Source organism: Micromonospora sp. AMSO31t, from assembly GCF_008868175.1.
Taxonomy (GTDB): Bacteria; Actinomycetota; Actinomycetes; order Mycobacteriales; family Micromonosporaceae; genus Micromonospora.
Genome location: NZ_WBKT01000052.1, coordinates 12,029 through 34,360 on the forward strand (window position 1 = coordinate 12,029; position 22,332 = coordinate 34,360).

Annotated in this window: 17 protein-coding genes; 8 read left to right on the forward strand and 9 right to left on the reverse strand. The window is 75.0% G+C overall.

Annotation, left to right across the window (positions count from 1 at the left end):
- Nucleotides 1-129: 129 nt before the first annotated feature.
- Nucleotides 130-2,289, reverse strand: a complete 2,160-nt coding sequence (locus F8274_RS14330; RefSeq protein WP_151462821.1) for an ATP-dependent DNA helicase UvrD2 — start codon at nucleotides 2,287-2,289, stop codon at nucleotides 130-132.
- Between the two features lie 91 nt (nucleotides 2,290-2,380).
- On the opposite strand from F8274_RS14330, the gene F8274_RS14335 reads away from it, so the two are divergent.
- Complete coding sequence (locus F8274_RS14335) at nucleotides 2,381-2,623, forward strand: mycoredoxin (RefSeq protein WP_151462822.1); 243 nt, start codon at nucleotides 2,381-2,383, stop codon at nucleotides 2,621-2,623.
- A gap of 57 nt (nucleotides 2,624-2,680) precedes the next feature.
- On the opposite strand, the gene F8274_RS14340 is transcribed toward F8274_RS14335, so the two are convergent.
- Nucleotides 2,681-3,946 carry an MFS transporter gene (locus tag F8274_RS14340; protein ID WP_151462823.1) on the reverse strand — a complete coding sequence of 422 codons (1,266 nt, stop codon included), beginning with the start codon at nucleotides 3,944-3,946 and terminating at the stop codon, nucleotides 2,681-2,683.
- 203 nt (nucleotides 3,947-4,149) lie between these two features.
- Between F8274_RS14340 and F8274_RS14345 the strand changes: the two genes are divergently transcribed.
- The 3 genes from F8274_RS14345 (at nucleotide 4,150) to F8274_RS14355 (ending at nucleotide 5,910) form a co-directional block, all read left to right on the forward strand.
- A complete protein-coding gene (locus tag F8274_RS14345; RefSeq protein ID WP_151462825.1) occupies nucleotides 4,150-5,130 on the forward strand; it encodes a helix-turn-helix transcriptional regulator in 981 nt (326 codons plus the stop codon).
- 68 nt (nucleotides 5,131-5,198) lie between these two features.
- Nucleotides 5,199-5,429, forward strand: a complete 231-nt coding sequence (locus F8274_RS14350) for a DUF397 domain-containing protein (protein ID WP_151462826.1) — start codon at nucleotides 5,199-5,201, stop codon at nucleotides 5,427-5,429.
- Between the two features lie 211 nt (nucleotides 5,430-5,640).
- A complete protein-coding gene (locus F8274_RS14355) occupies nucleotides 5,641-5,910 on the forward strand; it encodes a hypothetical protein (protein ID WP_151462827.1) in 270 nt (89 codons plus the stop codon).
- Between the two features lie 209 nt (nucleotides 5,911-6,119).
- On the opposite strand, the gene nudC is transcribed toward F8274_RS14355, so the two are convergent.
- The 3 genes from nudC to F8274_RS14370 all read right to left on the reverse strand — a co-directional run bounded on the left by nudC (nucleotide 6,120) and on the right by F8274_RS14370 (nucleotide 9,832).
- Nucleotides 6,120-7,067 carry an NAD(+) diphosphatase gene (nudC, locus tag F8274_RS14360; protein ID WP_151462829.1) on the reverse strand — a complete coding sequence of 316 codons (948 nt, stop codon included), beginning with the start codon at nucleotides 7,065-7,067 and terminating at the stop codon, nucleotides 6,120-6,122.
- A gap of 120 nt (nucleotides 7,068-7,187) precedes the next feature.
- On the reverse strand, nucleotides 7,188-8,525 hold the full coding sequence (locus F8274_RS14365; protein WP_151462830.1) for a pitrilysin family protein: 1,338 nt from the start codon (nucleotides 8,523-8,525) through the stop codon (nucleotides 7,188-7,190).
- On the reverse strand, nucleotides 8,522-9,832 hold the full coding sequence (locus F8274_RS14370) for a pitrilysin family protein (protein WP_151462831.1): 1,311 nt from the start codon (nucleotides 9,830-9,832) through the stop codon (nucleotides 8,522-8,524). Before F8274_RS14370 ends, F8274_RS14365 begins: the two co-directional genes overlap by 4 nt.
- Nucleotides 9,833-10,061: 229 nt before the next feature.
- Between F8274_RS14370 and F8274_RS14375 the strand changes: the two genes are divergently transcribed.
- From F8274_RS14375 to F8274_RS14390, 4 genes are read left to right on the forward strand one after another with little or no spacing between them, the layout of a single operon-like run.
- The gene (locus F8274_RS14375; protein ID WP_151462832.1) at nucleotides 10,062-11,126 is read left to right on the forward strand and encodes an ABC transporter substrate-binding protein; all 1,065 of its coding nucleotides are present in this window, start codon (nucleotides 10,062-10,064) and stop codon (nucleotides 11,124-11,126) included.
- Entirely contained in the window at nucleotides 11,123-11,902 is a 780-nt protein-coding gene (locus tag F8274_RS14380) for an ABC transporter ATP-binding protein (protein WP_151462833.1), read from the forward strand. Before F8274_RS14375 ends, F8274_RS14380 begins: the two co-directional genes overlap by 4 nt.
- A complete protein-coding gene (locus tag F8274_RS14385) occupies nucleotides 11,892-12,776 on the forward strand; it encodes an ABC transporter permease (protein WP_151462835.1) in 885 nt (294 codons plus the stop codon). Before F8274_RS14380 ends, F8274_RS14385 begins: the two co-directional genes overlap by 11 nt.
- A 4-nt stretch (nucleotides 12,777-12,780) precedes the next feature.
- On the forward strand, nucleotides 12,781-13,224 hold the full coding sequence (locus F8274_RS14390; protein ID WP_151462836.1) for an Rrf2 family transcriptional regulator: 444 nt from the start codon (nucleotides 12,781-12,783) through the stop codon (nucleotides 13,222-13,224).
- Nucleotides 13,225-13,353: 129 nt separating this feature from the next.
- On the opposite strand, the gene F8274_RS14395 is transcribed toward F8274_RS14390, so the two are convergent.
- The 4 genes from F8274_RS14395 to F8274_RS14410 form a co-directional block, all read right to left on the reverse strand.
- Nucleotides 13,354-14,613 carry a DEAD/DEAH box helicase gene (locus tag F8274_RS14395; protein WP_151462838.1) on the reverse strand — a complete coding sequence of 420 codons (1,260 nt, stop codon included), beginning with the start codon at nucleotides 14,611-14,613 and terminating at the stop codon, nucleotides 13,354-13,356.
- Nucleotides 14,614-14,825: 212 nt separating this feature from the next.
- Complete coding sequence (locus F8274_RS14400; protein ID WP_107079793.1) at nucleotides 14,826-15,029, reverse strand: cold-shock protein; 204 nt, start codon at nucleotides 15,027-15,029, stop codon at nucleotides 14,826-14,828.
- 198 nt (nucleotides 15,030-15,227) lie between these two features.
- Nucleotides 15,228-18,671, reverse strand: coding sequence for an ATP-dependent helicase (locus F8274_RS14405; protein ID WP_151462840.1), 3,444 nt, complete (start codon nucleotides 18,669-18,671; stop codon nucleotides 15,228-15,230).
- A 106-nt stretch (nucleotides 18,672-18,777) separates the two neighbouring features.
- The coding region (locus F8274_RS14410; protein ID WP_370518230.1) for an ATP-dependent helicase at nucleotides 18,778-22,332 on the reverse strand (3,555 nt) is incomplete at its 5' end.

The following is a 22,332-nucleotide window of genomic DNA, read 5'->3' on the forward strand; positions in this document are numbered from 1 at the left end:
GGTGCCACCTCCTCGTCTTTCCTCGTGCCGACCTTGGACTCATCCCCCGTGAGCAGCCAGAATGGCGCCGCTCGCGAGGTGTGTCCTGAGGCTATTCCTCGCCTCGGGGCGAGGGCAAACGATTTACGGCTAGATTTCGAAACTTTTCTGCGGGCAGACCTCGTCCACCCCCGCACCGGCCACCAGGGCCAGCACCGTATCGCCGTAAAGTCCCAGTTTGCGGGGACCGATCCCGGCGATCGCGATCAGTTCCTCGGTGCGGCCGGGCCTCCGCTCGGCCAGCGCGGTGAGCGTGGCGTCGGTGAAGACCACGTACGCCGGCACCTTCTGCGCCCCGGCCACCCGCTGCCGCCACTCGCGCAGCCGCTCGTAGAGCTCCTCGTCCAGATCGGACGGACACGTCGGGCAGCGGCCCAGCTTCCGGTCCGCCGCGGCCAGCAGGGTGGCGCCGCAGATCCGGCAGGAGACCACCTGGGCGCGCCGCCGCTCGGTGCGCCGGGCCGCGCCCGGGCCCGCGCCGGCCCGCTCGCCGCCGCCGGAGCGGTCCAGCTGGGGCAGGAACCGGGACGGCCGCCGGGCCCGGCCGCCGGGCGAGCGGGCCGCCGCGTACGACAGCCAGAGCCATTCCCGTGCCCGGGTGACTCCGACGTAGAGCAGCCGCCGCTCCTCCTCGACCTGCTCGGGTGTCTTCGCGTACGTGGTGGGCAGGGTGCCCTCGGCCAGCCCGACCAGGAAGACGGCGTCCCACTCCAGGCCCTTGGCCGAGTGCAGCGAGGCGAGCGTCACCCCCTCCACGGTGGGCACGTGCTGCTGCGCGGCCCGCCGCGCCAACTCCTCGTTGAAGTCGCCCAGGGTGACGGGGCGTTCGATCGCGGCGGCCTCACCGATCGGCACCACCTCGGGCGTCGCCGCGTGCTCCTCGGCGAGCTGGACCAGAGCGGCGAGCGCCTCCCACCGCTCGCGCGCGGCCCCGCCGGCCGGGGGCGCGTCGGGCGCCCAGCCGACCGCGGCGAGCCCCTCCACGACGGCGGCCGGCAGCGGGGTCTCGCCCGGGATCGACCGGGTGGCGGCGCGCAGCGCGATCATGGCCTGGCGCACCTCGGGGCGCTCGAAGAAGCGCTCCGCCCCCTGCACCACGTACGGCACCGCGGCCTCGGTGAGCGCCTTCTCGTACGCCTCGGACTGCGCGTTGGTGCGGAACAGCACCGCGATCTCCCGCGCCGGGGTGCCGCCGTCGACCAGCGCCCGGCAGCGGGCCGCGACGGCGTTGGCCTCGGCCGGCTCGTCGGTGAAGATCCGCAGGTCGGGCTCGGGGCCGGGCGGGCGCTGGCCGTGCAGCTCCAGCCGGAGCCGGGCCTCGGCGCCCCGGGCCTGGGAGATCACCGCGTTGGCCAGTCCGACCACCTGCGGGGTGGAGCGGTAGTCCCGGACCAGCCGGACCACCGTGGCGTTGCGGTGGCGGCGCGGGAAGTCGATCAGGTAGGACGAGGTCGCCCCGGTGAACGAGTAGATGGTCTGGCTGGCGTCGCCGACCACGGTGAGGTCCTCCCGGCCGCCGAGCCAGGCGTCCAGCAGCCGCTGCTGGAGCGGGTTGACGTCCTGGTACTCGTCGACCACGAAGTGCCGGTACTGGCCGCGGACCTGCTCGGCGACGTCCGCGTGCTCCTCGATCCCCCAGACCGCGGCGCGCAGCATGTCCTCGAAGTCGATCACGCCGTTGCCGCGCTTGAGCCGCTCGTACGCGTCGAAGACCTCCGCCACCTTCGCCGGCTCGTGCGGGGTGTCGCGCAGCGCCTTGGCCGCGGCCACCACGTACTCCCCGGGCTCGACCAGCGACGACTTGGCCCACTCGATCTCACCGGCCAGGTCGCGGGCGGCGGCCCGGTCGGCCCGCAGGCCCACCTTGGCGGCGGCCAGGGTGACCACCCGGACCTTGCTGTCCAGCAGCTCGGGCATGGCCCGGCCCTCCAGCAGCCGGGGCGCGAAGTAGCGGAGCTGGCGCAGCGCCGCGGCGTGGAAGGTGCGGGCCTGGACGCCGCCCACGCCCAGCCCGGTGAGCCGGGCCCGCATCTCGGCGGCGGCCCGGGCGGTGAATGTGACGGCCAGCACGTGCCGGGGGGAGATGTCACCGGTGAGCGCCCGGTGCGCGATCCGGGAGGTCACCGCCCGGGTCTTGCCGGTCCCGGCGCCGGCCAGGATGCAGACCGGGCCGGCCGGGGCGGTCACCGCCGACCGCTGCTCCGGGTCGAGGCCGGCGAGCACCCGTTCCGCCGCTGAGTGAACCACCACAGCCAGGAATCATTCCAGCCTTCGGCGATGTTGCAGCGATTAGCCTGGCCTGATCGGACCGGGCGCGAGTCACCCCTTGGAGGACCTGACCATGTTGACGATGTATTCCACCTCGTGGTGCGGCTACTGCCACCGGCTGAAGTCGCAGCTCGACCGGGAGGGCATCGCGTACGAGGTGGTCGACATCGAGCAGGACACGAAGGCTGCCGAGTTCGTGATGAAGGTCAACGGCGGCAACCAGACTGTCCCGACGCTGCGGTTCGACGACGGCAGCGCCCTGACCAACCCGTCGATCGTCCAGGTCAAGCAGCACCTGACCAGCATCGCCGGCTGACCAGGCCGCACCCGGCCACAGCGGCCGCCCCCGGACGGGGGCGGCCGCTGTCGCGTCTCAGGGCACCCGGCGCCGGCGCGGCGCGGCGAGCACCTCGTGGTCGAGCGGGCGGCGCGGAGCCGGGACGTGGACCAGGACGGCCCGGGGCGCGGTGAGCCGGCGGCCACGCCAGAGGTAGAGGCCGGCGGCCGTCGTGGTCACCCCGACCAGGGCGAACAGCAGGCGGTAGTCGAGGACGCCGACGAGCAGCGCGCCCGCGCCGATGGAGACCGCCTGCGGGCCGCTGACCAGCGCCTCCGCGGCGGCGGCGACCCGGCCCAGCAGCCCCGGCGGCGTCCGCCGCTGGATCAGCGTGTTGAGCCCGACCATGGTCAGCGGCAGGGAGACCCCGGCCAGCAGCAGCGCCACCACGCCGAGCCAGAGCCGGGGGTACGCGAGCGCCAGCGCGGCCGGTCCGAAGAACGTCACCCCGGCGGCCAGTGCCCCCACCTCGCCGGTCCGGCGCACCACGGCGGCCGAGACGAGCCCGCCGACCAGCCCGCCGACCCCCTGCACGGTGACCAGCACACCGACGAACGCGGCGTTCCGGCCCAGCCCCAGGTCGACGTACGCGAAGATCAGCGACTCGGTGAAGCCCATCATGAGCGAGCCCAGCCCGTACCCGAGCAGGGCCCGGCGCAGCGCGGGGTCGCCGGACAGGTGCCGCAGCCCGGCGCCCAGCCCGGCCGGCCAGCGGCGCGCGGACCGGGCGGGTGCGGTCTCGGCGACCGGGAGCACGCCGACGACCGCGGCGGCGGTGAGGAAGCCGGACATGGCCAGGGCGACCAGCAGCCAGCCGCCGACCGCGGCGTAGAGCCCGGCCCCGGCCAGCGGGCCGACCAGCCGCAGCCCCTGCCGGACGGTCTGCAGCACCCCGTTGGCGTCGGCCAGCAGGTCGCTCGGCACCAGGTGCCGGATGAGCCCGCTGAGCACCGCGCTCAGGGTGATGTACGACAGGCCGTACAGCGCCGCCACCACGTAGATCACCCAGACGTCGGCGCGGTCGTGGACCGCGAACAGCGGGCAGAGCAGCACGGCCGTGCCCAGGTTGGCGGCCATGAAGAAGGGCCGGCGGCGGCACCGGTCGACCACCCAGCCGACCAGCGGGGCCAGCGCCATCGGCGCGATCACCGCGAAGATGGTCGCCCCGGCCATGCCGTCCGACCCGGTGAGGTCCTTGACCCAGACGGCCAGGGCCAGCAGCAGGATCGACTCGGCCGCCATGCTCGCCAGCAGCGCGACGAAGAGCAGGCGGAAGTCGGGGCGGCGCAGGACGGTGCGCATCGGGTTCCCTCCGGCGGGGGTGCGCCATCCGGCGCGTCGGGTCGGGCGCCGGTGAAGGCACCTCTCCACAGTCCTCTTTTTGTCGCGTGACACGCCCCCGCCGGACCCTCCGACACCGGTCGCGCCGTCCATACTGACCGTGGGGGGCGAATTTCATACAGTTACCGTCGCGTCCTGCGACGGTCGACGGGAAAGAGGACACCGTGCCTCCTGCCGCACCAGGCCCGATCCTGCGCCGTCGCAGGCTCGGCATCGAGCTGCGCCGACTCCGTGAACAGGCCGGCCTCACCGGCGACCAGGTCATCGAGCGGATCGGCTGGGCCTCCGCGTCCAAGCTGTCCCGCCTGGAGAACGGCCGCAGCCGTCCCGACCCGGACGACGTGGGCGTCCTGTTGACCCTCTACGGCGCGCAGGATGAGCTGCGCGAGGAACTGCTGGGCATCACCCACGACGCCGGCGACATGCGCGGCTGGCTGCGCAACTTCCCGGTGATGACCCAGCAGCAGCGCGCCTTCGCCGAGCTGGAGGCGGGGTGCGCGGAGATCTCGGAGTACAACCCGGTCCTGGTGCCCGGGCTGTTGCAGACCCCGGGGTACGCCCGGCACCGGATCATGTCCGCGGCCCAGGTGGCCGAGGAGGCCGGCGACCTGGAGACCGAGGACCCGGAAACCGAGGTACGCGCCCGGCAGGCCCGCCAGTCGCTGCTGACCCGCTCCCCCGACGCGCCGCGCTACACGGCGGTGCTGGAGGAGGCGGCGCTCGGCCGCCGGGCCGGCCCGACCGAGGTGCTGCACGAGCAGATCGTCCACCTCTGCGAGCTGGCGCTGCTGCCGAACGTGACGCTGCGCCTGCTGCTGCGGGACACGCGGGTCGGCGACTGGTACCTCCCGCCGACCGCCTTCTCGGTCTACCGGTTCGCCGATCCGCTCGATCCGGAGACGCTGGCCATCGAAGGTGGGTTCACCGACGTCATGTCGACCGAGGTAAACACCCTAAATCGCTATAAAGTGGTGTTCGAGTGGCTGAGCTCGGCGGCGCTCTCCGCATCGGACACCCTCTCCTGGCTGATCGAGGCGACGGGACGGCTGACCGGCACGGCAGCCGAGTCCACAGTGGCGTTCGGGCCGGCAACGGCGCCGACCCAGCGCCGCCGCGACTCGGGGCGCCTGACGACGGACCGGTGATGGACGGGGACGGTCCGCCTGCGGCGCCACTCGTCCCCATCGGAACACTCCAGACCAGGAGCAGAACCATGAACGACATCCGCAACAGCTCGTCCGAGCAGCTCGCCGGCGCCGCCTGGCGCAAGAGCACCCGCAGCCAGACCTCCAACTGCGTGGAGGTCGCGCCGCTGCGCACCGGGCCCGAGGCGGTGGCCCTGCGGGACAGCAAGGACCCGCGTGGGCCGGTGCTGCTGTTCAACCGGGCCGGCTGGCTCGGCTTCATCGCCGGGGCGAAGAACGGCCAGTTCGACCTGAACTGATCCGGCGAACATCCGGGGGCCGTCGGCGTGGCGCCGGCGGCCCCTTGCGCGTCCATCCCCGACAACTGTGCTGACCTGGGGTCACCCGATCGGTCGACGCCGCGAACGATAGGCGGGTTTCACTTGCTGGGACGGCGCACGGGCGTAACATGACGCAAGAGTGACGTGGAAGTTGCAGCCTGCATCCGTCCATCCGCACCCGGGGGCCACCATGCGGTTCCTGATCGTCCGCACCGAGATCCGTGCCGCCGCCGACACCGACATCGCCGCCGCCTGGGCCGGTGGCAGTCGGCTGCGGGACGAGACCAGCGCGCCGGAACCCCGCCGCCAGGTCGTCCACGCCGAGGACCGCGACGCCGCCCTGCTGCTCGCCCGCGCGCTGTCCACCGTGGGAGCCGTCCGCGCCGGCCGGCACCGGGTCAAGGTGCTGCCCATCGAGGACATGAACCCGGGTCACCCCTACCACTGGGGCGGCAGTTGACCCGCCACTGACGTCCGTCGCGACCGGACCGGCTCCCCCGCCGCGTTCCACGCCTCACCGGTCACGACGGCCCGTGTTCCCGGCCCGAGACCGCCGCGGCAACGACGGTCCCGGGCCGGGACCGCATCCAGCCCGCGTTTCGCCGCCCAGCCGACCCGCCCGCGCCTCCGCGACCTCCGCGATCTCCCACCGGCGCCTGTTTCCGGTGGTCAGCAGTGGCCGTCGAGCCAGCGGTGGACCAGGAAGAGGGCGATCGACGACGGTGGCGGGAGGACCAGGAGGTCCCCGCCGTCCACCCGGACCGGCTGGTCGGCCAGCGCGGCGCCGATCTCCCGCCGGGTGAACCAGCGGGCGCGGGCGATCTCGGCCGGGTCCACCTGGATCGGCGCGTCCGCGTCGGCGCGGGCCAGGAAGCCGAGCATCAGCGAGCCCGGGAACGGCCAGGACTGGCTGCCGGCGTACCCGATCTCCTCGACCGCGACGCCGACCTCCTCGCGGACCTCGCGCAGCACGGCGGCCTCGGCCGACTCCCCCGGCTCCACGTAGCCGGCCAGGCAGGAGTAGCGGCGCTGCCCCGGGGTGCTCGGCCAGGTGGCGTTGTTGCCCAGCAGGCAGCGGCCGTCCAGGCCGTCCACGCCGTCGTGCACCAGCACGATCATCGCCGGGTCCGTGCGCGGCCAGATCCGGTCGCCGCCCGGGTCGACGCGGGACCAGCCGGCCTCGTCCACCTCGGTCGGCTGGCCGGTCGACGAGGAGTAGCCGTGCCGGACGTGCCAGTTGAGCAGCGCCAGCGCGGTGGTGAAGATCCCGGCGTCGCGGTCGGTCAGCAGGTGGCCGACCTCCCGCAGGTTGACCCGGCGGGTGCCAGCCAGCTCCGGAAGCGGCGCGTCCACGGCGAAGACCGGCACGCCGTCCGACTCGACGCCGAGGAACATCGGCACCGACCGGGGCACCTCGGGCAGCTCGCCGGAGCCGACCAGCACCAGCTCCGGCGGGGCCGCCACGCCGCGGACCAGCGCCCGACCGTCGTCGGTCGAGTCCAGCACGAGCACCCGGGCCTGCTCCCACGCCTCGGCGAGCCACCCCGGGTCGGTCCGCCGGTGCGCCGCCCGGTCCAGTGTCGTCCGGGCCAGCGGTGGGGCGGGCTCGCCGGTCACGCTGTGCCCTCTTTCGTTCGCGACTGCGGGGCTCGCAAACCCGGCTCACTCCTCGCGCTCACGCGGCGCCTTCCTTCGTTCGCGACCGCGGGGCTCGCAGACCCGGCTCACTCCTCGTGCTCACGGTGACTCCGTGCGGATCGGGGCGAGGGCGGCGAGGCCGTCGGCGACCCGCTCGGCGTCGCCGAGCACCACGGTGACCGCCTGCGCCGGGGCGAGGTAGCGGGCCGCCGCTGCGGCCACGTCGTCCACGGTCGCCGCGGCCAGCCGGGCGGCGTGCTCGGCGAGGAAGTCCAGGCGCAGCCCGTTGCCCGCGTACGCGCTGGTCAGCGAGGCCAGACCCGCCTGCGTGGACATGCCGAGCTGGAGCGTGCCGAGGGCGTACTGGCGGGCCTGCTCCAGCTCGTCCGGCTTGGGCGGCAGGGCGGCCAGCCGGCCCAGCTCGTACATGGTCTCCAGCAGGGCGGGTGCGGTCACCTCGGTGGCCACCTCGGCGGCGGCGACCAGCACCGACCCGGCCACCGAGTGCTCGACCAGCGAGTGCGGCCCGTACGTGTAGCCCTTGTCCTCACGGATGTTCTCCACCCAGCGGGAGGAGAAGTAGCCGCCGAAGAGCAGGTTGGCCAGTTGCAGCGCGGCATGGTCGGGATGGGTGCGGGGCACGGCGGGCAGCGCGATCCGCAGCGAGGACTGCACCGAGCCGGGCCGGTCGACCAGCAGCACCGGGCCGGGCTCCAGCGGCGGCGCGGGCGGCAGCTCGGCCGGCTGCCCCTCCCCCTTCCAGCCGGACAGCGCCCGCTCGGCGGCGTCCAGCGCCTTCTCCGGCTGCACGTCGCCGACGAGCACCAGCACCGCGCCGGCCGGGTGCACCCGCTCGGCGTGCAGCCGGCGCAGCACCGGGGGCTTCACCGCGCGTACCTGGTCCGGCTCGGGGGTCTGCACCGCGTACGGGTGCCGGCCGTAGATCCGCTTGAGCAGCGCGGTGCGGGCCAGGTGGGCGGGCTGGCTCTGGGCCACCTGGATGCGGTCCACCAGCCGCTCCCGCTCGGTCTCCACCCAGTCGGCCGGGTAGGTGGCCCCGGTGAGCACGTCGGCGAGCAGCTCCAGCATCCGGTCCAGGCCGGTGACCAGGCCCGCACCGGAGAGCATCAGCCGGTCCGGGTCGATGCCGGCGGAGAGCCCGCCGCCGACCTTCTGCAACTCCGCGGCGAGCTGGGTCGCCGTGTAGGTCTCCGTGCCGGAGAGCAGGGTCTGCGCGAGCATCCCGCCGCGGGCCAGGTGGGTACGCCCGAACGGCATCCAGAGCCGCAGCTCGACCAGCGGGATCGCGCTGCGGCGTACCGCGATCACGGTGAGGCCGTTGCCGAGCGTGCGCTCGGCCTGCTGGGGCAGCTTGAGCCTGCGGTTGGGACCGAGCGCCGGCAGCGGCCGGACGCCCGTCTCCACGGTTTCACTCAACGGGCACCTCCGGCGATGACCTCGATGGACGCGCGGCGTTCCGGCCGCAGGGTGGCGGCGGCCGCGCGGACCTGCTCGTCGGTCACCTCGCCGACCAGCCGGGGCAGCTCGTTCATCAGGCCCGGCTCGCCGCGCTGCTGTTCCAGGACGGCCATTCCCAGCGCCCGGCCGAGCACCGCGTCGGTGTCCCGCAGCAGGTGGGTGGCCATCCGCGCCTGGGTCCGGGCCAGTTCCCCCTCGGTCAGCCCGTCGGTGGCCAGCCGGTCCAACTCCTCGTCGATGGTGCGCAGCACCTTGTCCACGTCGCCGCCGGGCGGCAGGTGTGCCTGGAGCAGCAGCGCGGTGGGGTCGCGCACGTCGAACGGGTCGCCCATGAAGCCGAGGTAGCCGCCCAGGCTGGTGACCGAGCGGTCCCGCTGGACCAGCCGCTCGACCAGCCGCGAGGCGTCGCCGTCGGTGAGCACCTCGGCCAGCACCACGTACGGCAGGTAGCCGGCGAAGTCGGTCACCGGGTCGGGCACGCGCCACGCCCCGGCCACCGCGGGCAGCGGGGCCAGCTTGTCGGTGTACGAGGTGCGCCGCTCCGCCGTGAGGTCCGGCTCGGTGAAGTCCGGGCGCTCCGGGGCCGGGCGGGCCGGCACGTCGCCGAAGTGGCGCTCGATCAGCGCCGTCGCCTCGGCCACGTCGACGTCCCCGCTCACCGCAAGGACGGCGTTGCCGCTGGCGTAGTAGCGGCGGAAGAAGTCGGCCGCGTCGCCGACGGTGGCCGACTCCAGGTCGTCGAAGGAGCCGTAGCCGTCGTGCGCGTTGGGGAAGGTGTCGAACATGACCGGCGGCAGGGTGAGCCAGGGGAACCCGCCGTACGGCCGGTTGAGCACGTTGACCCGGATCTCCTCCTTGACCACGTCGACCTGGTTGCGCAGGTTCTCCTCGGTCAGGCGGGGGCCGCGCATCCGGTCGGCCTCCAGGAAGAGCGCCCGCTCCAGCGCGTTGCTGGGCAGGGTCTCGTAGTAGTCGGTGTAGTCCAGGTGGGTGGAGCCGTTGAAGGTGCCGCCGGCGCCCTGGACGTGCCGGAAGTGGGCGAGCTTCTCCAGGTTCTCCGAGCCCTGGAACATCAGGTGCTCGAAGAGGTGCGCGAAGCCGGTGCGCCCCTCCGGCTCGGAGCGGATGCCGACGTCGTAGACCACCGCCACCCCGATGACCGGGGCGCTGCGGTCGGGGGTGAGCACCACCCGCAGGCCGTTGTCGAGGGTGAACCGCTCGACCGGGTATTTCGTCGCTGGAATTCTCGCTCTCCGCGTCGGCACGAGATCGACCCTAACGCGTCGGCAGCCCCCGCACCGGCGGTGTGGGCGGGCCCACCGGACGGCGGTGCCGGGCAGTAGCCGACCGGCGCCGCCATCTCCACCAAACAGGTAGGAATTGCCGAGAATCCGCAGGTCGCGCGTCCCGGACTGCGGACGGGTCTTGACGCCGCCCATGGCCTGCCCCAGTCTTCCTACCAACTAAGTAGGAATACTGCGGATTGGATACACGATGAGACGGCTCCCCTTCCGCCGCCTGGTCACCCTGGCCACCCTCGCCGTGGTCGGCGCGGCCACCCTGGGCGCCACCGCGGCCTGCGGCGACGACAGCGACGACGCGGCCGGCGGCTCCGGTCCGGTCACCCTGCGCCTGGGCTACTTCCCGAACATCACGCACGCGCCCGCCGTGGTGGGCGTGGAGAAGGGCATCTTCAAGGAGAAGCTGGGCGGCGACGTCACGCTGGAGACCAAGACCTTCAACGCCGGACCGGCGGCCATCGAGGCGGTCTTCTCCGGCGCGCTCGACGCCACGTACATCGGTCCGAACCCGACCGTGAACGCCTTCTCGAAGTCCAAGGGCGAGGCGGTCCGGGTGGTGTCCGGCGCCGCGTCCGGCGGCGTCGCGCTCGTGGTGAAGCCGGAGATCACCTCGGTGGAGCAGCTGCGCGGCAAGAAGATCGCCACCCCGCAGCTCGGCAACACCCAGGACGTCGCGCTGCGCTACTGGCTCAAGGAGAAGGGCCTGCAGACCACCAAGGAGGGCGGCGGCGACGTCAAGGTCGTCCCCCAGGAGAACGCGCAGACCATCGAGACCTTCGCCAGCGGCGCCATCGACGGCGCGTGGGTGCCGGAGCCCTTCGTCTCCCGGCTGGTCAACGCGGGCGGCAAGGTGCTGGTCGACGAGCGCGACCTGTGGCCGGACAAGAAGTTCGTCATCACCAACCTGCTGGTCAGCACCAAGTTCCTCAAGGCGCACCCGGACGTGGTGAAGAAGCTGGTCGAGGGGCAGGTCGCGGCGAACGAGTTCGTCAACAGCAAGCCGGACGAGGCCCAGCAGGCCATTTCCGACCACATCGGCAAGATCACCGGCAAGCCGCTGGACCTCAAGCTGATCAAGCAGGCCTGGCCGACGTTGGAGTTCACCAACGACCCGATCCCGTCCTCGCTGAAGACCGGCCTGGACCACGCCGTCGCCGTCGGGCTGACCCAGCCGGTGGACCTGAACGGCCTCTACGACCTGAAGTACCTCAACGAGGTGCTCAAGGCCGAGGGCAAGCCCGAGGTCGTCCAGCCGTGACGTCGACCACGACGACCCCGCGCAGCGCGACCGGCTCGGTCGCGCTGCGCGGCGTGACCAAGGTGTACGGCCAGGGCGAGCAGGCCGTCCTGGCGCTGGACGGGGTGTCGCTGGACGTCGCCCCCGGCGAGTTCGTCTGCCTGGTCGGCGCGTCCGGCTGCGGCAAGAGCACCCTGCTCAACCTGGTCGCCGGGCTGGACCGCGCCAGCGGCGGCCGGATCGAGCTGGGCGAGGGGGTCAATCCCGGCCTGATGTTCCAGGAGCCGGCGCTCTTCCCGTGGCTCACCGTCGAGGCCAACGTCGAGGTGCCGCTCAAGTTGCGCGGGCTTCCGCGCAACGAGCGCAAGGCCCGGGTCGCCGAACTGCTGCGGACCGTCCACCTCTCCGACTTCGGCCGCAAGCGCCCGCACCAGCTCTCCGGCGGCATGCGGCAGCGGGTCGCGCTGGCCCGCACCCTCGCCCTGGACACCCCGGTGCTGCTGATGGACGAGCCGTTCGGCGCGCTCGACGCGATGACCCGGGACATCCTGCACGACGAGCTGGAACGGATCTGGTCGGAGCGGAGGCTCACCGTGCTCTTCGTGACGCACAACGTCCGCGAGGCGGCCCGGCTCGCCGACCGGATCATCCTGCTGTCCAGCCGGCCCGGCCGGATCATCTACTCCACCGAGGTCGACGTGCCACGACCCCGGCGGATCGACTCGCCGGAGATCGCGGCCATCGCCGCCGAGGTCACCGACCGGCTGCGGACGGAGGTGGGCCGCCATGGCCAGTGACACCCTCGCCGGGACGCCGCGCACCGACGCGGAGATCTCCGGCCTCGACGCCCTGGAAATCGCCGGGCGGGAGAAGGCGCCGTCCCGGCTGCGAAGGCTCTGGTCGGCCACCTGGCCCAAGCTGGCCGCGCTGGCCCTGGCCATCGCCCTCTGGCAGGCCGTGGTCTGGAGTGGCTGGAAGGACCCGTGGGCACTGCCCGGACCGGCGCCGGTCTTCGCGGACCTCGGCCACTATGCGCTCACCTCGGCGCTCTGGGAGGGCCTGGCCACCACCGCGCGCCGGGCCGCCGTCGGCTTCGCCGCCGCGGTCGCCGTCGGGCTCCTGCTGGGCCTGGCCGTGGCCCGGGTGAAGGTGCTCCGCGCCGCGATCGGCTCGATGATCACCGCGTTGCAGACCATGCCGTCGATCGCCTGGTTCCCGCTGGCCATCCTGCTCTTCCAGCTCAGCGAGCAGGCCATCTTCTTCGTGGTGGTGCTCGGCGCGGCGCCCTCGGTCGCCAACGGCGTCATCCACGGCGTCGACTACGTGCCGCCGCTGCTGGTCCGGGCCGGCCGCAACCTCGGCGCCCGCGGGCTCAACCTCTACCGGTACGTGATCGCGCCGGCCGCGCTGCCCGCCATCGTGGCCGGGCTCAAGCAGGGCTGGGCGTTCGCCTGGCGCAGCCTGATGGCCGGCGAGCTGCTGGTGGTCATCGCCACCCGGACGTCGATCGGCGCGCAGCTCACCTATGCCCGGGAGCTGAGCGAGGCGACCCGGCTGATGGCCATCATGATCGTCATCCTGGTGGTCGGCATCGCGGTGGACGCCGCGTTCGGCGCGGCCGACAAGGCGATCCGGCGCCGGTGGGGCGTGCTGGACCAGGCCGGCAACTGACGCCGTGTACGTCTCCGCGCGCGCCGACTACGCGCTCCGGGCCATGCTCGCCGTCGCCGCCGCCGCCGGGTCCACCGGCGACGGGTGGCTCGGCGGCGGCGAGCTGGTCAAGGCGGCGAGCCTGGCCGAGCGCCAGGGCATCCCGCTCAGCTTCCTCCAGGGCATCCTGCTCGACCTGCGCCGGGCCGGGCTGCTGCACAGCCACCGCGGCACCGAGGGCGGGTACGCGCTCACCCGCCCGCCCGCCGAGATCAGCGTGGGTGACGTGCTGCGGGCGGTGGGCGGGGCGCTGACCAGCGTGCGGGGCATGCCCGCCGACCGGGCCGGCTACCACGGGGTGGCCGCCGGGCTGCGGGACGTCTGGCTCGCGGTGGACGGCGCCATCGCCCTGGTGGTCGACCGGACCACCCTCGCCGACCTGCTGGTGGACCGCGCCGCGGCGTCCTGACGGCGGCGCCGGGATCGGACCGTGGGTGCGACGCGGCCCGCACCCGATCGACTCCGGCTCGGCGGGGTGGCGGCATCCCGGCATGCCGGACACCGCCACCCCGCCGAGCTGGAGCGGAGGATCAGGCGGTCAGCGGCGACGCGGGCGGCGGGACCGGGCCGGCCGCGAGGCCTGCGCCGGGTGAGGTGCGGGCGGCGGGGTGACGGTGACCGGGACGCCGGTGGGCTGACGGGCGCCGGTGACCCGGGCCAGTTCCGCGTCGCCGGCGCGTACCCGGGCGGACTGCGGGGTGATGCCGGCGACGGTCATCAGCCGGGAGACGTCCCGGCGCTGCTCCGGCAGGACCAGGGTGACGACGGTGCCGGACTCCCCCGCCCGGGCGGTCCGGCCGCCCCGGTGCAGGTAGTCCTTCGCCTCGGTGGGCGGGTCGGCGTTGACCACCAGGTCCAGCCCGTCGACGTGGATGCCCCGGGCCGCCACATCGGTGGCCACCAGGGCGGTGACCTGGCCGGTGCGGAACTGCTCCAGGATCCGGGTGCGCTGCGGCTGGCTCTTGCCGCCGTGCAGCGCGGCGGCGCGAACGCCCTTGGCCAGCAGTTGGCGGGCGACCCGGTCGGCGCGGTGCTTGGTCGCCATGAACAGGATGGTGCGTCCCTCGCGGGCGGCGATGTGGGCCAGCGCGGACGGCTTGTCGTCCGCCTCGACGTGCAGCACGTGGTGCGTCATCGCGGTCACCGTGGCGGTGCCCGGGTCGACGGAGTGCGACACCGGCCGGCTCAGGAAGCGGCGGACCAGCTTGTCCACGCCGCCGTCCAGGGTGGCCGAGAAGAGCATCGTCTGGCCGTTCGGGGCGACCTGCTCCAGCAGCTTCGTGACCTGCGGCAGGAAGCCCATGTCGGCCATCTGGTCGGCCTCGTCGAGCACGGTGACGGCCACGTCGTCCAGCCGGGCGTCCCGCCGGTCGATCAGGTCGTGCAGCCGGCCCGGGGTGGCCACCAGCACCTCGGCGCCGGCGCGCAGCGCGTCGGCCTGCCGCTGGAGGGAGAGCCCGCCGACCACGGTGGCGCAGCGCAGCCCGAGCGCCCGGGCGTACGGGGTGAGCGCCGCGGTGACCTGCTGGGCCAGCTCGCGGGTGGGCACCAGCACGAGCGCCAGCGGGCGGCCGGGGCGGGCGCGGCGGCCGGCCGTGCGGTGCAGCAGCGGCAGCCCGAAGGCGAGGGTCTTGCCCGAGCCGGTGCGCCCGCGGCCCAGCACGTCGCGGCCGGCCAGCGAGTCCGGCAGTGTGGCCGCCTGGATCGGGAACGGCGCGGCGATGCCCTGCGCGGCCAGCTCGGCGACCAGCGCCGGCGCCAGGCCGGTGGCGGCGAAAGTGGGAACGGTCATGGTCATGCGAAAAGCCTTCCTCGAGGCGGCACGTGTCGAGGAAGGGCGCCGGGGAGCGGCGCGTCACCGGCGTCGCCGGTGGTCACAAGCACGAACCGAAAGGTACGGGCCGGCCCGCCGCAGCACGCCACGTCCCGCGGAGCGGGTGGGCGGCGCAGCGGACCGGCCCGTCACCGCGCCCGGGGGGGCGCGATGGGTGTTACCGGATGATCCGAAGATCAGAGCGGACGGATGTTCTCCGCCTGCGGGCCCTTCTGGCCCTGGGTCACCTCGAACTCGACCCGCTGGTTCTCGTCCAGGCTCCGGTAGCCGGAGGACTGGATCGCCGAGAAGTGGGCGAAGACGTCGGCGCCGCCGTCGTCCGGGGTGATGAAGCCGAAGCCCTTGTCAGCGTTGAACCACTTGACGGTGCCAATTGCCATTTGTTCGTCTCCTTGACGGAACGTTCGAACCCGCACCTGTTGCGGGCCCGAGGAGTGCGCCGCGCGTGGCCGCGCGCCGCACCTGTCGCTGCTGGTCGCCCCGCCCGGAGAACTCCGGACACAACAAAGAGCGCCTGGGGCCACAATCCGCCAGGCGCACACAGAGTCTCTGGAAACCAAAACTGCAACGTGGTCAGCCTAGCACGATCTCTGCAACACCGCGCCCTCTGTCGGAAATTCCGGCACGGCGGCGACGAGCGCGGTCAGCCCGGCGGCGTCGAGCAGGTCGGCGGGGCGCACGGTCACGCCGTCCCGCACGTAGTGGAAGGCGGCCCCCACCCGGTCGACCGGCACCCCGGCCAGCTCGGCCCAGGCCAGCCGGTAGACGGCGAGCTGCACAGCCGCCGCGTCGGCCTCCCGCCCGGCCGGCTGCCGGCCGGTCTTCCAGTCGACCACGTCGAAGCGGCCGCCGGGGCGGGCGAAGACCGCGTCCATCCGGCCCCGGACCACCACCCCGGCGATCACCGTGGCGAAGGGCACCTCCACCTCCACCGGCACCCGGTCGGCCCACTCGCTGGCCAGAAACCGCTCCTGGAGTTCGGTGAGCGCGTCGTCCGGCGCGGCGTCCTCGTCGGCCGCGCCGGGCAGCTCGTCCACATCGAGCAGCCGGTCGGCGCCGAAGCGCTGCTCCAGCCAGGTGTGGAAGGCCGTGCCCCGCCGGGCGTACGGGTTGGGCTCGGTGGGCATCGGCCGGCGCAGCGTCCGGGCCAGAGCCTCCGGGTCGCGGCGCAGCGCCACCAGCTGCGTCACCGACAGGTGCCCGGGCAGCTCCACCTCGACCGCCTCGGCCCGCCGGGCCAGCTCGGCCCGTTCGGCGAGGAGCAGGTCGGCCTCCCGCCGCCAGCGGGTCACCTCGGCGTCCTCGGCGGGCGCCCGCGTGTCGGCGTCCTCGGCGGGCGCACCCGCCGCGGCGGCCGCCAGCAGAGCCTCCTCGCGGCGGGCCGCCTCCGGGTCGGCCAGGCAGCGGCGGACCAGGGCGGCCGCCTCGGCGAGCGCCGGACGGCGGGCGCCCAGCGGGTCGGCCGGCCACTCCGCCCGCAGCACCGTCTCCGTGGTCGGGTTGACCGCGTCCCCGGCGGGCTCGGGCGTCCAGGCGTCGACCAGGTGGCCGTCCCCGCCGGCCAGGCAGGCGTCATGCACCTCCCGGAGGAAGACCGAGGGGCCGCGGAACTTCTTCGTCCCCTCCCCCCACCAGTAGCCGGAGCAGAGCAGCAGCCGGCGGGGGCGGGTCACCGCCACGTACGCCAGCCGGCGCTCCTCCCGCTCGTCGTGCGCCCGCCAGGCGTCGGTGAAGTCCTCCACCGCCCGGGCCACCCCGCGCTGGTCCTCCGCACCGGAAAGGCCCAGCTCGGGCAGCCCGTCCGCGTCGCCGCGGAGCGGGAACGGCAGCACGCCGAGCCCGCCCAGCCAGTGGTCGGAGTTGCGCACCGGCCCCGGCCAGACGCCCCGGGTCAGCCCGGCCACCGACACCACGTCCCACTCCAGGCCCTTGGCGGCGTGCGCGGTGAGTATCTGCACCGCACCTTCCACCACCTCGACCTCGCCGGGTGTGAGGCCGCGCTCCTCGTCCTCGGCGGCGGCCAGGTAGGCGAGGAAACCGGCCAGCGTGGCGCCGGGCGTCTCACCGCTGAACCGGGCCGCCACGTCGCCGAGCGCGTCCAGGTGGGCGCGGGCCAGGCCGGCGTCGCCGGCGCCGTCCCGGCCGGCCCGGACCGCCACCTCCACGTCCAGCCCGATGGTCCGCTCGATGTCCGCGATCAGCTCCGGCAGGGACTGGTCCAGCCGGTAGCGCAGCAGCGCCAGCTCCATCCCGTACGACCGCAGCCGCGCGTATCCCTCCGCCGAGTACGCCTGCGCCGGCCCCAGGTCGGCCAGCGCCTCGACCAGGGTGGCCTCGTCCAGCGCGTCCACGGTGATCTCCGGCCCGTCGTCGCCGGTCACCTCACGGCGGGCCCGCGCGATGGCCCGGGCCCGCCGGTGCAGGGCGACGAGGTCGCGCGGCCCGATCCGCCAGCGCGCGCCGGTGAGCAGCCGCAGCAGCGCCGCCCCGTCGGTCGGGTCGGCGAGCACCCGCAGCGTGCAGACCACGTCCCGGACCTCGGGGGTGTCCAGCAGCCCGCCCAGGCCGACCACGTCGACGGGCAGCCCGCGGGCGCGCAGCGCCGCCTCGATCGCCGGGATCTGGCTGCGCAACCGGACCAGCACGGCGGTGGTGGGGCGCCGGTGCGCCGGGATGTGCTCGGGCAGCGCCTCCGGCATCCCGGCCGCGCCGCGCCAGGCGGCCAGCACGCTGTCGGCGATCCAGTCGGCCTCGTCCGCGTACGTCTCCAGCAGCGCGCTGTGCACGGTGCCGGCGGCCCGCCCGCCCGGGCTGCGGTGCGGGATCGGGTCGCGGACGCTGAGCGCGGCGTGCAGCTCGGGCACCCGGGCGCCGGCCGCCCGGAGCGGCACCGACAGCGCGTTGGCGACGCCGAGGATCTCGGGGCGGTTGCGCCAGCTCGTGGTGAGGCTGAGCACCTCGGCGGGGGCGCCGTCGGTGCGGGCGAACTCGGTGGGGAACCGGTCCAGCGTGCCGGCGCTGGCCCCGCGCCAGCCGTAGATGGACTGACAGGGGTCGCCCACCGCGGTGACCGGGTGGCCGCCGCCGAACAGGGCGTTGAGCAGCACCACCTGGGCGTGGCTGGTGTCCTGGTACTCGTCGAGCAGCACCACCCGGAACCGGTCCCGCTCGATCACCCCCACGGCGGGATGGTCGCGGGCCACCCGCGCGGCCCGGGCCAACTGGTCGGCGAAGTCCATGGCCTCGAAGTCGTCCTTGCGCCGGGCGTACGCGCGGACCAGCGGCAGCAGCTTCAGCCGGGTCTGCTGGAGCTGGAGGGCCTTGCGCACGTCGGCGTACACCCGCCCCGGGCGGGACTGCACCTCGGCGAAGAACCGGCCGGTCCAGGCGGCCAGCCCGTCCGGGTCGACCAGGTGCTCGTCCAGCTCCCCGGCCAGGGCGAGCACGGCGTCGGTGATGGTCGACGGCATCCGGTCCACCTCGGACATGTCGCCGTCGTAGTTGCGTACCAGCAGGTCGACGAGCTGCCAGCGGGACGCCTCCGTGAGCAGCCGGGTGGTCGGCTCGTAGCCGGCGCGCAGCCCGTGTTCGGTGACGATCCGGCCCGCGTACGAGTGGTAGGTGGAGACGGTCGGCTCACCCGCGAGGGGGTCCGCGTGCGGGTCGCGGCCCTGCCGGCCGAGCCGCCGGATGAGCTGGTCGAGCCGGGTGCGTACCCGGTGCGCCAGCTCGCCGGCCGCCTTGCGGGTGAAGGTGAGGCCGAGGATCTGCTCGGGGCGGACGTAGGAGTTGGCGACCAGCCAGACCACCCGGGCGGCCATCGTCTCGGTCTTGCCGGATCCGGCGCCCGCGACGACCAGCAGCGGCTCCACCGGCGCGGCGATGATCGCCGCCTGTTCCCGGGTGGGCGCCGGCAGCCGGAGCAACCTGGCCAGCTCGACCGGGGTGTAGCGGGGGCCGGCGTCGGCGGCCCGGGGCGTCGGGGTGGCGCTGGTGCTGAACAGCGTCGGCTGGGTCGTCACGGTGCCGCCTTCGTTCGCGACTGCGGGGCTCGCAAAACCGGCTCAAGCGCGCATTCCGGCTCGGCCGCGTCCCACGCGAGCCGCCCCGGAACGCGCGTCCTCGCGCTCACGGGTACTCCGTGGGCGGCTCGACGACCTGACGGCCCTGCCCGGAGACCGGGCAGCTCGTGCGCACCGGGCAGACCCGGCACTTCGAGTTGGCGACGGCGGCGAAGGTGGCGGCGGCCATCGTGTCGGCGGTACGCCGGACCAGCGCGGTGGCCCAGCCGGCCTCGGGGCCCTCCCCGGCGGCCGCCTGCGCCTGCTCCTTGGCCTCCTTCGCGCCGGTGCCGAGCTGCACGAGCGCGGCGCCACCGGACTCCTCGCCGAAGTCGGCGAACGCCCCCGCCTCCACGGCCGCCTGATAGGCGCCGAGCTGCGGGTGCTCGGCCACCTCCCGCTCGGTGACCGCAGTGGACTTGCCGGTCTTCAGGTCGATCACCACGAGCCGCCCCTCGGCGTCGACCTCCAGCCGGTCGACCCGGCCGGTCAGCTCGACCGGCCGGCGCGGGTCGTCGAGGCGCACCGCGAACTCGTGCTCGATGGCGAGCAGCCGCCGCGGGTTGCCGGCCAGCCAGCGGAGCAGCTTGTCCACCATGGCCTCGGCGCGGGACCGTTCCGGGCCGACCATCCAGCGGGCGGCCAGCTCGATGGCGTCGAACCGGGCGGCCACGTACTCCAGCAGGGCCGTCCGGTCGACGCTCGCGTCCTCGGCCAGCATGGCGGCGGCGTGCACCAGGTTGCCGACGCCCTGCGCGGCGCTGGCCGGGGCGCTGCCTCCGTGCCGTTCCAGCAGCCAGCGCAGGCTGCACCGCAACGCGCTCTCCATGGCCGACGGGGTGACCCGCACCGGTTCGCCCTCGTCGACCAGCGGCCGGTCGTCGGAGAGGCCGCGCAGGCCCCACCAGTCGTCCGGGTGCGCGCCGGGCACCCCGGCGGCGGCCAGCCGGGCCAGCTCGGCCGCCGCCGCGCGCCGCCGGGTGACCGGCGCCGCCGGGTCGGTGATCGCGGTACGCAGTTCCGCCACCAGCGCCGACAGGGTGAGCCCGCGCGGCGGCAGGGTGACCGGCAGCGCGCCGGGGACCGCGTCCTGGGGATCCTCGTCCCCGACCGGCACCGGCCCGTCGGACGTGGGCACGTCCAGCGCGGCGCCATCGCCGGCACGTCGGTCCCGTCCCCGGCCCGCCGCCCCGGTCGAAGCGGCACCACCGGCCGGGGCGCCGCTGCCGGCCGGGGCGCCGCCGGTTTGGGCGCCGCCGCCGGCTGGGGCACCGCCGGTTTGGGCGCTCGGGCGCGGCTCCGGGTCCGGGCCGGCGGGGACGCCGCCGCTCCCGCCGACGGCGGGCGGGTCGGTGGCGGCCAGCTCGTGCAGGAAGCGGCTGGGCTGCTCCTCGTGGTCGTCGCCGCCGACCGCCGCCGAGGCCACCGCGGTGACCAGCAGCCGCCGCCGGGCGCGGCTCACGGCGACGTGGAACAGCCGGCGCTCCTCGTCCAGCAGCGCCGAGGTCTGCCCGACCAGGCTGGCCCGCAGCCCGGCGCCGTCGGCCCGGCCGGCGAGCACGTCGACCAGCCGCTCCGAGCCGAGCAGGCTGCCCCGCAGCCGCAGGTCGGGCCAGACGCCCTCCTGCACGCCGGCGACCGCGACCAGGTCCCACTCCAGGCCCTTGGCGGCGTGCGCGGTGAGCAGGCGGACCGCCTCGCCCCGGTCGGCGCTGGCGGCGAGCGTGTCCGCCGGCAGCTCCTGCCCGAGCACGTGGTCGAGGAAGACCTCGGTGCGCGCGCCGGGCAGCCGGTCGGTGAACCGGGCGGCCGCGTCGAAGAGCACCATGACCGCGTCGAGGTCGCGGTCGGCGGCCTCGGCGCGCCAGCGCTGCGCGGTCTCGTGCTCGCCGGTCGCGGCCCGGCCCCGGGTGATGGCCCCGGCCCAGCGCTCGGCGAGGCCGCTCTCCCGCCACACCGCCCAGAGCACGTCCTCGGCGGTCGCGCCGGGTGCCGCGGCGGCCTGCCGGGCGGTGTCCAGCAGGTGCGCCACGGTCTGCGCCGGGGCCGCCCAGCGCCGCTCGACGGCGGCCAGCTCGGCCGGGTCGCGCAGCGCCTCGACGATCAGCTCGCCGGACGGGCGACGGTCGCCGGCGGCCAGCGCGAGCGCGCGCAGCCCCTGGCGCAGCCGCCGCTCGGCGAGCGGGTCCGCGCCGCCCAGCGGCGAGTGCAGCAGGGCGACGGCCGACTCCTCGTCCAGCCGGTCGGGGTCGAGCGCGCAGCGGAGCAGGAGCAGCAGCGGGGCCACGCCGGGCTGGAGGTGCAGCGGCAGGTCCTCGCCGTGCACCACGGTCGGCACCCCGGCGGTGTGCAGGGCGCGCCGCAGCGAGGGCAGCTGCCGGCCGGTGGAGCGGACCAGCACCGCCATCCGGGACCACGGCACCCCGTCGAGCAGGTGCGCCTCCCGCAGCGCGTGGGCCAGCCAGGCGGACTCGCTGGTGGCCGAGCGGAAGGTGCGGACCTCCAGCGCGCCCGGCGCGGCGTCGGGGAGCGGGCGCAGCCGCCGGTGCGCCGCCGGGCCGCGTAGCCGGCGGGCCAGCCGGGCGGTCGCGGCCAGCAGCTCCGGCCCGGCCCGGTAGGAGGTGGTGAGCGTGACCTGGGCGGCCGGCGCGCCGGAGGCCGTGCGGAACCGGTGCGGGAAGGTGGTCACCCCGGCCGGGTCGGCGCCGCGGAAGGCGTACGTGGAGGAGTCCGGGTCGGCGAAGGCGACCAGGGACTTGCCGCCCCCCGCCACGACGGCGAGCAGGTCGAGTTGGGCCGGGTCGGTGTCGGCCAGCTCGTCGACGTAGACGTGGGCGACCCGGCGGCGCTCGGCGGCCAGCAGCTCGGGGTCGTCCAGCAGCATGCCGGTGGCGGCCCGGACCAGCTCGGCCGGGTCGTACGCGATCGAACCCCGGTTGCTCACGTCGCGCAGGGCGAGGACGGCCACGTACTCGCGGAGGAAGCGGGCGGCGGCCGGCCAGTCGGCGCGGCCCAGCTTCTCGCCCAGCCGGGCCAGTTCGACCGGGCCGACGCCCCGCTCCGCGGCGCGCATCAGCAGGTCGCGGAGCTGCTGGGCAAAGGCCCGGGTGCGCAGCGCCGGGCGCAGGTCCTCCGGCCAGCCGACCGGGTCGTCGGCCGGCTCCTCGCCCACGATGTCGAGCAGCTCACGGATGATGAGGTCCTGCTCGGGGCCGGTGAGCAGCCGGGGCGAGGGTTCGCCGCGCTCGGCGGCGGCCCGGCGGAGCAGCCCGAAGGCGTACGCCGGGAAGGTGCGGACCAGCGGCTCGCGGACCACGCGGTGGCCGTTGCCGGCGATCCGCGCCTCGATCCGGTGGCGCAGCTCGGTGGCGCCCCGCCGGCCGAAGGTGAGCACCAGGACGTGTTCCGGGTCGACGCCCTCGGCCACCCGGGCGGCGACCGCCTCGACCAGCGTGTCGGTCTTGCCGGTGCCGGGGCCGCCGACGACCAGCATCGGGCCGTCGGTGTGCGCGACGACCTCGGCCTGCACCGGGTCCGGCCGGCGCGACGGCGGGTGCGCGGCATCGCCCGCGGACCCCCCGGATCGCGGCTCCGTCTCGGTCGGCCACGTGGACCGACCACC

Bases quoted from the DNA above. Each gene is read 5' to 3' on its own strand.
- F8274_RS14350 (WP_151462826.1), top strand. From the start codon at position 5,199: ATGAACGACATCCGCAACAGCTCGTCCGAGCAGCTCGCCGGCGCCGCC.
- F8274_RS14375 (WP_151462832.1), top strand. From the start codon at position 10,062: ATGAGACGGCTCCCCTTCCGCCGCCTGGTCACCCTGGCCACCCTCGCC.
- F8274_RS14400 (WP_107079793.1), bottom strand. From the start codon at position 15,029: ATGGCAATTGGCACCGTCAAGTGGTTCAACGCTGACAAGGGCTTCGGC.
- F8274_RS14385 (WP_151462835.1), top strand. From the start codon at position 11,892: ATGGCCAGTGACACCCTCGCCGGGACGCCGCGCACCGACGCGGAGATC.
- F8274_RS14355 (WP_151462827.1), top strand. From the start codon at position 5,641: ATGCGGTTCCTGATCGTCCGCACCGAGATCCGTGCCGCCGCCGACACC.
- F8274_RS14395 (WP_151462838.1), bottom strand. From the start codon at position 14,613: ATGACCATGACCGTTCCCACTTTCGCCGCCACCGGCCTGGCGCCGGCG.
- F8274_RS14340 (WP_151462823.1), bottom strand. From the start codon at position 3,946: ATGCGCACCGTCCTGCGCCGCCCCGACTTCCGCCTGCTCTTCGTCGCG.
- F8274_RS14335 (WP_151462822.1), top strand. From the start codon at position 2,381: ATGTTGACGATGTATTCCACCTCGTGGTGCGGCTACTGCCACCGGCTG.